At 64.6% G+C, this 13,475-nt stretch carries 12 protein-coding genes and 3 pseudogenes; all 15 read right to left on the bottom strand.

Going from position 1 to position 13,475, the window contains the following annotated elements; genetic code table 11:
* Nucleotides 1–62 precede the first annotated feature (62 nt).
* A pseudogene (locus AUC71_RS01655) lies at nt 63–540 on the bottom strand (cytochrome c-type biogenesis protein).
* On the bottom strand, nt 537–2,531 hold the full coding sequence (locus AUC71_RS01650; protein WP_069622862.1) for a heme lyase CcmF/NrfE family subunit: 1,995 nt from the start codon (nt 2,529–2,531) through the stop codon (nt 537–539). Before AUC71_RS01650 ends, AUC71_RS01655 begins: the two are co-directional and overlap by 4 nt.
* Before the next feature lie 2 nt (nt 2,532–2,533).
* Complete coding sequence (gene ccmE / locus AUC71_RS01645; RefSeq protein ID WP_069622861.1) at nt 2,534–3,001, bottom strand: cytochrome c maturation protein CcmE; 468 nt, start codon at nt 2,999–3,001, stop codon at nt 2,534–2,536.
* Complete coding sequence (gene ccmI, locus AUC71_RS01640; protein ID WP_069622860.1) at nt 2,998–4,152, bottom strand: c-type cytochrome biogenesis protein CcmI; 1,155 nt, start codon at nt 4,150–4,152, stop codon at nt 2,998–3,000. Before ccmI ends, ccmE begins: the two co-directional genes overlap by 4 nt.
* Before the next feature lie 119 nt (nt 4,153–4,271).
* On the bottom strand, nt 4,272–4,736 hold the full coding sequence (locus AUC71_RS01635) for a glycine zipper 2TM domain-containing protein (protein WP_069622859.1): 465 nt from the start codon (nt 4,734–4,736) through the stop codon (nt 4,272–4,274).
* A 135-nt stretch (nt 4,737–4,871) separates the two neighbouring features.
* A complete protein-coding gene (locus AUC71_RS01630) occupies nt 4,872–6,236 on the bottom strand; it encodes an ATP-binding protein (protein ID WP_069622858.1) in 1,365 nt (454 codons plus the stop codon).
* Nucleotides 6,226–6,896, bottom strand: a pseudogene (locus AUC71_RS01625) (response regulator transcription factor). Before AUC71_RS01625 ends, AUC71_RS01630 begins: the two are co-directional and overlap by 11 nt.
* A gap of 32 nt (nt 6,897–6,928) precedes the next feature.
* Complete coding sequence (locus AUC71_RS01620) at nt 6,929–7,177, bottom strand: PepSY domain-containing protein (RefSeq protein WP_069622857.1); 249 nt, start codon at nt 7,175–7,177, stop codon at nt 6,929–6,931.
* Nucleotides 7,178–7,304: 127 nt separating this feature from the next.
* A complete protein-coding gene (locus AUC71_RS01615; RefSeq protein WP_069622856.1) occupies nt 7,305–7,544 on the bottom strand; it encodes a hypothetical protein in 240 nt (79 codons plus the stop codon).
* 193 nt (nt 7,545–7,737) lie between these two features.
* The gene (locus AUC71_RS01610) at nt 7,738–8,157 is read right to left on the bottom strand and encodes a TIGR02594 family protein (protein ID WP_069622855.1); all 420 of its coding nucleotides are present in this window, start codon (nt 8,155–8,157) and stop codon (nt 7,738–7,740) included.
* A gap of 38 nt (nt 8,158–8,195) precedes the next feature.
* Nucleotides 8,196–8,438 carry a hypothetical protein gene (locus tag AUC71_RS01605; protein WP_069622854.1) on the bottom strand — a complete coding sequence of 81 codons (243 nt, stop codon included), beginning with the start codon at nt 8,436–8,438 and terminating at the stop codon, nt 8,196–8,198.
* Between the two features lie 143 nt (nt 8,439–8,581).
* The gene (locus tag AUC71_RS01600; RefSeq protein ID WP_069622853.1) at nt 8,582–9,661 is read right to left on the bottom strand and encodes a sulfotransferase domain-containing protein; all 1,080 of its coding nucleotides are present in this window, start codon (nt 9,659–9,661) and stop codon (nt 8,582–8,584) included.
* Nucleotides 9,662–10,157: 496 nt separating this feature from the next.
* Nucleotides 10,158–10,853, bottom strand: coding sequence for a DUF2793 domain-containing protein (locus tag AUC71_RS01595; RefSeq protein WP_069622852.1), 696 nt, complete (start codon nt 10,851–10,853; stop codon nt 10,158–10,160).
* 95 nt (nt 10,854–10,948) lie between these two features.
* Complete coding sequence (locus AUC71_RS22475; RefSeq protein WP_425283341.1) at nt 10,949–11,884, bottom strand: GTA baseplate fiber-binding domain-containing protein; 936 nt, start codon at nt 11,882–11,884, stop codon at nt 10,949–10,951.
* Nucleotides 11,885–12,070: 186 nt separating this feature from the next.
* Nucleotides 12,071–13,438, bottom strand: a pseudogene (locus AUC71_RS22470) (glycoside hydrolase/phage tail family protein); the annotation flags it as partial.
* Nucleotides 13,439–13,475 lie beyond the last annotated feature (37 nt).

The following is a 13,475-nucleotide window of genomic DNA, read 5'->3' as shown; positions in this document are numbered from 1 at the left end:
AAGGTTGAGTGCCGCGAACCGCCTGGATTTCAAGGCAGTGCAGGCCCCGAGCCTCCCGGAGTCTAGCCCTCGCCGACAAGCCGCTCGAGACGGCGCTTCTCGTTTGCGCTCAAGGGTTTAGGCCCTTCTGCAGCGGCTTTGCGGCGCCGGTAAGCGAGAACAATGGCCGCGAGCGCTGCCAGCAAGACCAGTGGCGTGGCGAGCCATAGCAGCCAGGTGTGCGGCGTGAAGCGCGGCTTCAGCAGCACGAACTCGCCGTAGCGGGCCACCACAAACTCGATGATTTCCTTGTCCGAATCGCCGGCCTTGAGACGCTCGCGCACGAGCACGCGCAAATCCTTGGCGAGCGGTGCATCGGAATCGTCAATCGATTGGTTCTGGCAGACGAGACAGCGCAGACCCGCCGACAAATCGCGCGCCGCGCTCGAGCGCAGGGTCGTCCAGCACTTCGTCGGGTTGAACCGCCATCGCGGTCCCCACGGAATTGGTTCCGGCAACCAACGCGAGGAGAAGAGCGAGGAGCAACCGGCGGACCGTCATCGTCCCTCCGCCGCTACCGTGGCCGTCTTGGATTTCGGCTTTGCCCGTTTTGGGGCGCCCACCCGCAAGCGCCGGTCGGACAAGGATACGCCGCCGCCGAAGAACATCACCAAGGCGCCGATCCAGATGAGCCGAACCATTGGATTGAAATAGACCCGGATGCTGTAGCCACCGTCCTTCAACTCGTCGCCGAGCACAACGTAGAGATCGCCGCGCCAACTATTGTGAATGCCGGCCTCCGTCGTCGCACTCTTCTCCACCGCGAAGGCCCGCTTCGACGGCCTAAGCTCGGTCACGGGATTACCGTCGCGCGTCACCTCGAACACGGCGACCCGTTCCTGATAGTTCGGTCCTTGCCGTGGCGCCACGCCTTCGAATTTCAGCTGATAGCCGGCGATGTCGACCGTGCCGCCCGGAGCCAGCGCTTCAATTCGCTCGGTGCGCCAGGCGGTCGTGGCCACCAGCCCGATGACCATGAGCCCGACACCTGCATGGGCAAGCGCACTGCCGTAAGCGGCGCGCGGCAGGTTGCGCGCCCGACGCCAGCTCTCCGTGCTTGAGGCGTCGAACAGTTTCACCCGGGTCGCGATTTCGGTCGCCGCACCCATCAAGAGCCAGACGCCCAGTCCGATGCCGAGCGGCGCGAGCCACGGACCCTTTTGATTGATGGCGAGCGCAACGATCATCACGCCGAGGCTGACAATGGCCGCAACCATGAGCCGCTGGGCAGCCGCATACAGATCGCCGCGTTTCCAGGCGAGCAGCGGCCCGAACGGCACGGCAATCAGGAGCGGCACGATCAGCGGCACGAAAGTGAGATTGAAGAACGGGGCGCCGACCGAGATCTTCTCGCCGGTGACCGCCTCGAGCGCCAGCGGGTAGAGCGTGCCGACAAGGACCGCCGCGCAGGCCACCGTGAGCAGAAGATTGTTGAGGACGAGACTGCCCTCGCGGCTGATCGGCGCGAACAGCCCGCCTTGCGACAGAAGCGGCGCGCGCCAGGCGAAGAGCGCGAAGGCCCCGCCGATGAACACGGCCATGATGCCCAGGATGAATACGCCGCGTTCCGGATCGACGGCGAAGGCATGCACCGAAGTCAGCACGCCGGAGCGAACCAGGAAAGTGCCCATCAGGCTCAAGGAGAACGTGATGATCGCGAGCAGGATGGTCCACACCTTCAGCGCGTCCCGCTTCTCCATGACCAGCGCCGAGTGCAACAGCGCCGTGCCCGCGAGCCACGGCATGAAGGAGGCGTTCTCGACCGGATCCCAGAACCAGAAGCCACCCCAGCCGAGCTCGTAATAGGCCCACCACGAGCCCATGGCGATGCCGATCGTCAGGCACATCCAAGCGGCGAGAGTCCAAGGCCGTACCCAGCGCGCCCAAGCGGCGTCGATGCGCCCGTCGATCAACGCGGCGACGGCAAACGAGAACGCCATGGAGAAACCCACATACCCCGCATAGAGAAACGGCGGGTGGAAGGCGAGCGCCGGGTCTTGCAGCACGGGGTTGAGCCCCTGCCCGTCGAACGGCGCCGGGTCGAGGCGGGCGAAGGGGTTCGACGTCATAATGATGAACAGGAGAAACGCCACGGCGATCGACCCCTGCACCGCGAGCACATTGGCCTGAAGCTGGCGCGGTAGATTGGTGCCGAAGGTCGCCACCGCCGCGCCAAACAGCGCGAGGATCAGCACCCACAAGACCATGGAGCCCTCGTGGTTCCCCCATACGCCGGAGATCTTGTAGAGCAGCGGCTTCGCGGAGTGCGAGTTCTGCCAGACATTCAGCACCGAGAAGTCGGACGTGACGTACGCGGTGGTAAGGGCGATGAAGGCGATGCCTATGAGAATGAACTCGGCTTGCGCCGCGGGAACGGCGACCGCCGTCAGCTGCGGATCGCGCAAACGTGTGCCGATGACCGGCAGCACCATCTGCACGATGGCGACGGCCAGCGCCAGGATCAACGCATAATGGCCTGTCTCGGCGATCATTCTCAGTTCACCTTCGATTCCGGACCATCGGCGCCCGTCTCGTCGCGCCAAACACCCTGCTCTTTCAGCTTCGCGGCGACTTCGGGCGGCATGTAATTCTCGTCGTGCTTGGCGAGCACGTTGTCGGCATGGAATACGCCATCCGGCTCGAGGACGCCTTCGGTGATTACGCCCTGCCCTTCCCGGAACAGATCGGGCAGCACGCCGGTATAGGTGACCGGCAGGGTCTTCGCCCCATCGGTGACGACGAAGCGGACCGTGGTGCCTGTTCCGCGCTCCACGCTGCCTTCCTCCACGAGACCGCCGAGCCGGAACCGCTGGCCGGGCGCCATCTCCATCCCGGCCACGTCGCTCGGGCCATAGAAGAACACAATGGAGTCGCGCATGGCGTAGAGCACGAGTCCGACCGCCACGCCCAGCACCGCCAGGCATGTGCCGATCAGAACCCCTCTACGCTGTTTCCTGGTCATGACTTCAATCCGAGCTCCGCAGCGAGCGCGTCGAGCTGCTCGATGGCTTGCGTATTTCCAGCGAACTGACCCTTGGCGCGGGCAAGCGCCTCGCGTGCCTCATCGTCACGGCCGAGCACCGTATAGGCTCGGACCAGGCGAAGCCAACCGGCCAGATCGTCGCCTTGCGCATCGAGCCGCGCCGCCAGCCTTTGCACCATGCCCTCGACCATCGCCTGACGCTCGCCCGGCGACATGGTCTCTGCCGCGGCGACATCCGCCGCGCTCGGGCCGCTCACCACCGGCGGCGTTGCGTCGGCGGCGGGCGGCGGCGCGCCCGACAGATGCGCTTCCGCATCGGCAATCCGTGTCTGGACCATGGCGCGCCAGCGCTCATCGGCGCCTTCTCTGTTCATGAGCCCGCGCCAATCTTCGATTGCCGCCTCATAGTCGCCGTCCTGCTCTTTGGCGATGGCGAGAAGGATGCGCGGCTCGACCAGCGTCGCGTCGCGCGCAAGCGCTTGCTCCAGGGCGCGCCGCGCCTCTTCGCTCACAAGCCCGCCCTTCTCCAAAACGAGCGCTTGGCCATAGCCCGACAGCCGCTCCGCCGAAGGCCCGAGCAGCCGGATGGCTTGCCCATAAGCGTCCGCCGCGTCGGCATAGCGCCGGCCGGCCATATAGACCGGCGCGATCGCATCCCAGCCTTCGCCTTCCTCGGGATGCGCGCGCAACCGCGCCTCGACCCGGGCGACGAGCGCGCCGACATTCTTCTCCTGTGCCGGATCGGTAAGTCGCGCGGTCAAAGGTTGATCGGGGAGACGGGGAGAGCCGTAAAGGAGATAGAGGCTCAGCACGGCGAGCGGCAGGGCAAGCGCCACGCCGACAAGCGCGATGCGCGCCGGGGCTCCGCTCTTAACCTCGCCGGACTTGTCACGCGCCTTCTCGTCGGCGGCGAGAAGCCTGCGAGCCACCTCGAGACGCGCAGCTTCCGCCTCGGCCTCGCCGATCAGCCCCCGCGCGCGGTCCGCCTCGATCTCGTCGAGTTGGTCGCGATAGACCGTGGCGTTGAAAGCATCACGGCCGGGCTCACTGCCGCCGCTGCCCGCAAGCGGGCGGAGCAGAACGAACAGGACGATCGCCGTGAGGCTCGCGAGAATGACCCAAAGCAGCACGAGGGCCCTAACCTTCAGAAGTTAAACGAAGGCTAGGCATAGGGAATGGCGCCCACGGGGGCAAGTTTCGCGAAGGGCGCGAAGATTAATTTGCCGCAATGCTGAAACTTGGCGGCGTGCTAGCCGACCGGATTCCAGGTGCCGTCCGGCCCCCGGCAAGCCGTGCCACGCGCGGTCTGCGGCTGGCCGCCGATATAGATCGTGTGGGTGTAAGGCCGACAAAAGGAATTGCCTTGCTGGTATGGCTTGCCCGGCACGATCTGGCCGCGATGCTGGTTCGAAGGATTGTTCCACGGCGTGGCCTGCCCAGCCTGGCCGTATTCCAGCGCCCGGTATTCGGCCGCCGCCGCCAGCTGGCGGTCGCGCTCATCCAAATCGGCGCCGATCACATTGCCGAGAAGACCGCCGGCCACGGCGCCGATCGCGAGCCCCGGAATGCGGTTGTCCTTGCCGCCGATCGCGGCACCCGCCGCACCGCCGGCCACGGCGCCGAGAATGGTCCCCGTGCCCTGCTTGTTTCCCGGCCCGCAGGCCGCCAGGAACAGCGGCACGAGGGCGATCGCAATAATCGGCGTTAGTCTCATCGGTTTCCCCCCTCAGCCCAGAGTTAATCAGCTGGTCCCCGGCGAGAGTTTCATTCCAGGAGTGTAGCGTCTCTGATAATCCTTAAGAATAACAAATCTGGCCAAATTAGGTTGCATCGCGAGGCACGGGCAGAATCAGGCTGCGGGAAGGGTGAGCCGGGCCCTTAAGCCCCCATTGGGCGAGGGTTCGAGCTCGAAATGCCCTTTATAGAGGTGCGCCAGATCCGCCACGATGGAGAGGCCCAGCCCGGAGCCGGGCTTGCTCTCGTCGAGGCGCTGGCCCCGCTTCACGGCCCGCTCGCGCTCGGCTTTGGTCAGACCCGGCCCGTCGTCATCGACGATAATGGTGAAGGTCTCGCCCCCGCGGACCCGCTCGGCCCTCACCGCGACGCCCCCTTTCGCCCATTTGCAGGCATTGTCCATCAGGTTCCCGGCCATCTCCTCGAAGTCCTGCTTCTCGCCTTGGAACTTCAGCGCGGAGCCGGTCGAAACCTCGATCGCGACGCCCCTCTCGCCGTAGATCCGTTCGAGCGTCCGCTTCAGCGCCTCGATCACGGGCGTGACCTCGGTCACGTCGCCGATGACACCCGATCGCGCCGCCACACGGGCGCGGTCTAAGTGATGGGTAATCTGCGTGCGCATGATCTCCGCCTGCTCCACCACCTTGTCCGAGAGTGGGCTCTCATGGGTCCGCGCTTCGTTGCTGATCACGCTGAGTGGCGTCTTCAGGGCGTGCGCGAGATTGCCGACATGGGTCCGCGCACGCTCCACCACGTCGCGGTTCGACTGGATGAGCGCGTTCAGCTCGGTCTGTAGCGGCTTGATCTCATCCGGCAATTCACCGTCCAGGCGCTCCGCGTCGCCGGAGCGGATCGCCGCCAGGTCGCGGCGAATGGCGCGCAAGGGAAGCAGCCCGAACCGAACCTGGAAGAACGTGGCCGCGACGAGACCGAGGCCCAGCACCGCCAGCGCCAGAATGAGCATGGTGGTGAACTCGGCGAGATCGGCGTCGATCTCGGCGGCGTCGCCGGCGACCGCGTAGGAATACGCGGCCGCATCGTCTCCGCCGGGCCTGATCTCGCGCTCGACGATGCGCAAGTTCTGGTCGTCGGGACCGGGCGCATAGCTTCGGCGGGTCAGGGTGTCGTCGGGAGAAATGCCATCGTGACTCGGCAGCTCGAGCTGCTGATCGAGCAGCGAGTCCGAAATGTAGAGCGGACGCTTGGCCCCTTTGAGCGGCTTGATCTGCCAGTACCAGCCGGAAAACGGGATGGTGAAGATGGGATCGCCCAGATTGGCGGGCTCTTGGGGGGAATCTCCGCTCTCCGGCGTGCTCGCGGCCACGAGGCTCGTCATATAGACGTTGAGGCGCGCCGCGAAATTGCGTTCGACGGCCTGACGGTAGAGGGAGATGAGGAGAATGGCGGCGATGGGGATGACCACGAGGGTCCATGCCGCGGCCGAGGCAAACAGCCTGAAGGCGAGGGATTTAGGCCCCATCTTCGGTGTCCGTGAGGCGGTAGCCGAGCCCCCGGACGGTCTTGATGAGGTCGATGGGAAGCTTCTTGCGCAGGCGCCCGATGAACACCTCGACCGTGTTGGAGTCCCGGTCGAAATCCTGCTCGTAGAGGTGCTCGACAAGCTCGGTGCGCGAGACGACGCGGTCGCGATGCATCATCAGGTAATGGAGCACGCGATACTCGTGCGATGTGAGCTTGATCGCCTGGCCATCGACGGTGACGCGCGCGGCCTTGGTGTCGAGGGCGAGCGGGCCGCACTCGATTTCGTTTCGCGCATGGCCCGCCGAACGCCGCAGGAGCGCGCGGAGCCGGGCCAGCACTTCCTCCATATGGAATGGCTTGGCGACATAGTCGTCGGCGCCGGCGTCCATCCCCGCCACCTTGTCGCTCCAGCGCTCGCGCGCGGTCAGGATGAGAACGGGCATGCTGCGCTCGTCGCGCCGCCACTGCTCGAGCACGGAGAGCCCGTCCTTCTTCGGCAGGCCGAGATCGAGCACCACCGCGTCATAGGGCTCGGTATCGCCGAGGAAATGCCCTTCCTCGCCGTCGAACGCCGTATCGACGGCGTATCCCGCATCGCCGAGCGCGGTCACGAGCTGGCGGTTGAGATCCGGATCGTTTCGACAACGAGAAGCCTCAAACGACTATCCTCCCTAGTGTTCCCGGCGCGCCCTAGAAATTCCCGGTGCGCGCGTCAACGGTCAGGTTCTTGACGTCGCCCTTCTTGCCCAGGACCACGATCTTATAGACGAAGTTGTTGCCGTTTTCGCACAGGGTCGCGGAGATCACCTTGCCGCCGGTCTTGGCCTGAACCTTCTTGTAGATGACGTTGCCCGGCACCAGCGAGTTCTTGGAAATGACCGCGCCGGCGGACTTCCACGGCACGCAGCCTGCGTGCGCAGGCTGAACGGCCGCGGTCATCGCAACCGCCGCCAGCCCTGCTACGGCCAATCGCCTTATCGCCCGACAGATCATCTCGGTCTCAGTCCCAGTATCCCTTCTTGGGAGTAACCATATGAGAATGGCAATGAACGGCGCATGAACGGCCCTATTTCGGGCGGGCGGACGGGCCCGCGCCGGGTTTCGCGGCGGCATCGTCCACCTTGGCGCCGAGCGCCGCAAGACCCAACCCGCCCAGGATGATGGGAAGCTCGGTGATGAGTTGGGCCAGCGACATGTCGCCCACCGCCCAAAGCCCCACGGCCGAAACCGCCGCGGTCACGCCCAGCACCTGGGTCCGGTAGCCCTTGGCGAAGCCGCCGGTGAGAAGCCAAGCAATTGTGTTCATGGACAGTCTCCTTTCTGGATGAAATCGGGATGGCCCAGCGCTCAAGCAGGCGCACCGCGCTCAAGCAGCGAAGCGGTAGCGCATCTAAAAAGCGCTTAAGCAGCGAAGCGGTAGCGCATCAAGAGAGGCCGGTAGCGCATCTAAAAAGCGCTCAAGTAGAGCGCTCAAGTAGCGCGAAGCGCGGTAGCGCAAATTAAGATGCCCAGCGGTAACCGAGCACGAGGTTCTTGCGGTAGGCGGCAAAGCACACGCTGTCGGATTGATTGCCGCCGAGACAAATGAGGCGGCCGTTCTCCTCGCGGTCGAAGAAGGTGACGTGGCCCTGCCAGCCTTTGCCGCGCTTGAGCACCACGATGCAGCCCTGGCGTGGCGCCTCGAGCTTGGTGCCCCAGGAAAGATAAGAGCGCGCCGCGAGCGAGCCGGACGGCTTGAACCCGGCGCGCGCCAGCATCGCGCCGACGAACGCGGCGCACCACGGAACGCTGTCGTGCGTCACGTGCGGATGCCCGGCGTCTTTGTAATAGGCTTGCACGGTCGCATTGTCGGCGGCGCCGGGCGCTTCCGTCACGCCGCGTTCGGCGAGCGCAAGCGCATACCATCGGGGAAGAGGCATCCACGGTCCTCGTCAATGTCTTTAAAGATGGGAGGGGCTTACGGCCGGTCGCGCATGGCCCGGCGCTGTTGCACGATCTTCAACGTCACCAGCACCAAGGAGGCGAGCCCGGTCAGGCTGCCGATCGCCAGCGTCAAAAGATGGAGCCAAGGCGACACCGCATTGGGATCGATCATCGCCGCGACGAAGGAGACGCTGGCGCCCCCTGCCCCCGCGGCCACCGCCTGGCCAGAGCTCATATGCTCGACGGACCGATAGATCATGGGAAAGATCGCGCTCATTGAACGTCGGCTATCTTTTGGACGGCAAAAAGGTTGACTCGGGCGTGCAAGTCCCAAGAAAATTCACGCTTCGACCGTGAGCGCCTCGGCCGGCGCATGGCAAATCGGCGCAGCATTAGGTCAGCAGTGGCATCGCCGCAGAATCAAAGACGGGAGAAGAATACGCGCCACCATGGCCGCTTTGCGCGTTGGGATATAGCTTCCACGTGGATGTCCGATCCGTCAGGGCGTCGTCGCCACATCTGGGCCAGCGCACGCCGCTTCTGCTCCATCAGCTCCGGGGCAAAATAGATGTCGGCGAATACTGATATTGGCGATTCGCCGCCGTCCAGCCGTGCCGCCAGGGTCTGAGCCGTGGCCGCGTCCGGCCCTCGGCCGAGCACGTATTCGAAGATGATGTAAATAAAATCGCGATTGCTGAGACGCTCGTCGGACACCGCTGACGGCTTTGGCGGATGGGGTGCAGGCGCAACCGCTGAGGGCAACGAAAGCTCCAACTCTTCGAGCACGTACGGGTAGAACCTCTTTAGCACGTCCGACATATGAACAGCGCAAGCGTGAGCGACGATTGGCGGAAGGTCATTGCGCCAACTGTCGCGCTTGCCCGAACGGTAGTGAGACTTTTCATCAGATTCGCCGGCGCTTCTGCCGCCCGAGACCGTCTCGAACCGAAACTGTTCGCACACCTCTAACAACGATCCTGGCACCGCCCCCCCGAGATGTTGGAATGCGCGGGTGAGTTCTCCTACCGGATCACTCACTAAGTCCTCCATCAAGACGGTAAGGATGCGATCATCGTCGTACTTCCAGGTTCTGATTGCGTATAGCGGTGGAACAACGTAGCCGGAATGGAAGTCGTACTGCTCGAGAAAGATCATGCTCAAAAGCATGCCTTCCGGGAGGTTCAGTTGGCGCAACTTTTCTCTTTGCTGCGACAACTCCTGCCACTCGTGAAACACGGGATGAGAATTTCTGTGGCTGTAATAGGCGGAAGTGACGACATCAAGCGGATTGCGAATGATGTGGACAGCTCTGCGGAGGTCGGGCGGCAGAAATTCGTAGCTTGCGTTTAGATTCGCGAACACACCGTCGAACTTCGGTGGCGCGAACGACGCCGTGTTTCCAGTTACACGGAATTTCTTCCCTTCTCGTTTAGACAGCTCCGACAGGACGTTGGTCAGCCAACCGCTAGCGCATTTGTGGTGAGTCAAAAATACGTCCATGCGCCACAACCCAGAAGGAGCCCCATCTTACGAGAGATCAACAGATCACGAGAGGTTTTGCAAATCGCCGATGGCATCGCCCTCGATCACGTCACCGATTTCGGTGCAGATTGCCTGGCTCTAGTTTTTCAGCGGTTCTCATCAGGCCCAGCAAGTCCCCACGAGTCCGGACTGGTCAGGCGCGGTCTCGTCACCGGTCCATGTTTGCGTATCGTTGCCCGCGCCCTTTTCTAGCCATGATAGGAAATGGTAGCCGAGACCTGGGTAGCTGTAATACGCGGCGTGCTGACCTTGCTTCGCACTTGTCACGGCTTGCCTGTTCGTCACAGCAGCCGCAGCCGCAGCCGAAGCGCTTCGTCGTCTCGCCGCTCTTGACGGCAGTCCCCACGCCGAACTGCCGTCGTAGAGCGCGATCTGGTTGCCGCCATGGGGCGTGAAATAGAGCGTGGTTTTGCCGTCTGGTCCGACGGCGAGATGGGCACGCCGCTTTCCAGGGTCAGCCTGCCATTGACCGTATCCGCGCCGCCGCCCCCGCCGCCGCCGGATGCCGCCCAAATGATCCCGTCGGACAGTCGGCGCTTCCCGCCGACAATTTGAAGTAGAGCGTCGGCTGATTGCCATTGCTGGCATCGGATACGACAAGCACCGAGAAGGCGGACGCCTCGTCGTCATAGGCGTCTCGGCCGGCGATCAGGTTCACCACGGCGTCAGGCTGGAAACTCTGTCCGTCCGCGCCGTCGGCTCCATCGGCGCCGGCCGGGCCTTCCGGCCCTTCCGGGCCTTCGATTCCGGCGAGCGCCCAGTCCGCGCCGTCGAAGCGGTACATGGCGTCTTCGTCCATCACCCAAGCGAGCCAGCCGGCGCCATTCCCTTGCCCCGGCAGATAGGACCGCCACGCGCCGTCGATGAACCGAGCCACGCGCGCATCCCAGCCTGCCCACGCGCCGGTGCCGGTCGCGCCGCCGCTCGTGCCGGCGACGATATAGGTGTCGCCTTCGACCGGCTCGGCCGGTGGTTCGGCCAGATCCTTGTCGAGCACGCTGAGTTGCACGACCGTATCGAGCAGCGTGACACCTTCGTTATGCGTGACATGCTTCTGCGCTTGCGCCGCCGCGATATACGGAATGCGCAGCTTTGCGCTCTCTTCGGCCATGGCTACACCGTCATTGCCGGGCTTGACCCGGCAATCCATTCCATAGGCGTTTCGGAAAGCCGGGACGGAACGGTATGGATGCCGGGATCAAGTCCGGGCATGACGAAGGCGGAAGATGCGGCCATGTTCGCTCCTCAATGCTGATAGTCGTATGTGAGCTGCTCTGCTGCGGGGCCCGGCCCATACACGGGCGAAACCTGCGCCACGCGGATGTTCACGTTCCATTGCGGCGCGCCGAAATCGGCGTTCTGCGTCGTGGCGCTGTAGAGAAACGCCGGCGCGGTCAGGTCGACGGTGCGCAGCACATCGCCGCCGGGCCCATCGAGAATGTCGAGCTGGTAGCGCTCTTCGTCCTCGCCGAGCGGCACCTCCAAGCCCTGCCAACTGTCGCCGCCGGCGCGCGTGCGGCGCACCCATAGGAACATCCAGTCGCCCGTCTCAGGATCGCGCTTGCCTTGCAGATGCACGGGCCGCAACGGCCGCAACCCGAGCCCCTGGAACGCGTGCGTACGCGTGCCGTAGGAGGCCGCGTCCAGCCCTTCCGTGGTCGGGCCGTATTTGTAGCTGAGCGCGAGACCGATCTCGTCGGGCCGCATGTTGAGCGGCGTGACGGCGCTGTTCACCAGAATGAAGCGCGCACCCGGCGCGACCGGATCGCGCATCGCGCCCTCGGTGCCGCTCATGCCGCGCAGCAATCCGGAGAGATCGTAAGTGCCTGTCTCGATCAGATCCGCGGTCTGGAACTGGAACAGCTCCCAGTCTCCGTCTTCGTTCTCGATGCCCGCGACATTGGCGCCGTTCAACAGCGCCTCTTCGGTAACCGACTCCAGCTCGCCGAAGTCGAGCTTCACACGCAACACGTTGCTCCGGTCGAAGCGGTGCAGCGGGCCCGAGTAGAATCCGAACACGCTCTTCCCCGATGTCGCTCGCGCGCCGACAAGGGTGTTGAGCGCGTAGCCGCTGGTCGACGGAGAGCGATAGACGGCGACCGCGCCCGGCCAGGGCTCCGCCTGCGCCGCGATGTAGCCCACATGCGGCGCCTCGTCCCCGCGCAGCAGCGGTAAATCCATGAAATACGCATCCGTCGGCCCGTAGACGGTCACGACGTCGAACTCGCGCTCCTTCTCCGGCGCGCACCGGCGCGAGATTGAACGGCTCGACCGAGCGCGCTTCGATCTCCTTGACGTCGCGTCCCGCGTCTCGGTCAGCCGCAACGGGTAGTCGCGGCCGCCCGCATCCAACGTCACGACGTCGCCGGGTTCGAGCGCCAGCCGGCTTGGCGGCACCCCGAAACTTCCCCGCTCGCGCGGCCCAGGCGTCGCGCAGCCATCCTTCGGCGATGGCGACGGCCTTGCCCTGTCCCATGACGATGGGGAGTTCCGCCGCCGCGACCCGGTCGCTGCGCACCCCGAGCCGCCGCGCTTCGACCGCCCCTTGAGCGTAGTCGTGATTGCCGTCGACATAGGTGACCTTTGCCGCGAGCGGCAGCTCGGTCTCCTGCCCGCGTGTCAGCGTGTAGAGCGGCGCCTCCGCGTCCGTTTCGACCAGATCGTCGGGCTTCACTGTTGCCACCGGCCCCAGCAGACCGCGATGCGCGAACTGGATCAGGCCGCCGGACTCATAGGCGTCGAACAGGAAGGCCAGTCCAAGCGGCTGAAGCGCATCACGCGCGGACATGATGCGGTCGATGGCGAAACCATCGAGAAACCCGTAGAGCTTCGTCACCTCGTAGCTGGTGAAGCCGTAATCTTCGAGGATCTGCCGCACGACAGCGGCAAGCGCCCCGCCGCCGACGCGGCCCGTCAGCCAGTGCCCGAGCTCCCAATTGCCGCCGTCGGCCCATACCGTCAGCGCATAGGGAAAGGCGGGGTAAGGCCGGGCATCCCAAGTGTAGACGAAGATGCGGGACGCATCGACCATGCGCCCGCCATAGACGCCCGACACCGGGTTCTGACCGGACACAAAGTCTTCGTGGCTCGGATCGAAGAAGCTTTGGATGGCCTGGATGTAGCGGCGCTGAATGAGATCGTCGCGCACGCTGCGCGAGAAATACGGCGCGAAACTCTCCGAGCTCTTCGGATCGATGAACACGTTGGGCTGGTTCGCGCTTTGTCGACCGCGGGACAGCCGATTTCGGTGAACCAGATCGGCTTCGACTCCGGCACCCAGGCGGTGTGCGAGCCGCTCTCCACGCCGCCCGGGCGATTATAGTGCCGGTTCTCCCACCACTCCTTGATCGCTTTGGGCTTGTAGACCCAGGGCTTCCCGTAAGCGCCGTCGGTGATGGCAAGTCGCGTCTGGCTGAGACGCTCAGGGCTCGCTTCGTTGCCGGTGGCGCCTGCCGCCGGGTAGTACCAGTCGAAGCCCTCCCCGCCCCGTACATTGCTGCGCAGGTAATCGAGGTCGTAGATCGACCGCCAGCCCGCCTGGTGATCGAGATGCGCCTCGCCGTCGCGCCAGTCGGACAGCGGCCAATAAAGGTCGATGCCGACGGCATCGATATCGTCGGAGGCCCACAGCGGATCGAGATGGAAATAGACGTCGCCCGAGCCGTCTTGCGGCTGATGCCCGCGATGCTCCGTCCAGTCCGCACCGTAGGTGATCTTGGTGCTCGGCCGCAGCACCGTACGCACGTCGCTGCCAATCGACCAAGCGCACTCG

The organism is Methyloceanibacter marginalis (assembly GCF_001723295.1).
GTDB classification, from domain to species: Bacteria; Pseudomonadota; Alphaproteobacteria; order Rhizobiales; family Methyloligellaceae; genus Methyloceanibacter; species Methyloceanibacter marginalis.
The sequence above is the reverse complement of the archived record's forward strand: the minus strand, read 5'-3'. Positions and strand labels throughout refer to the sequence as shown.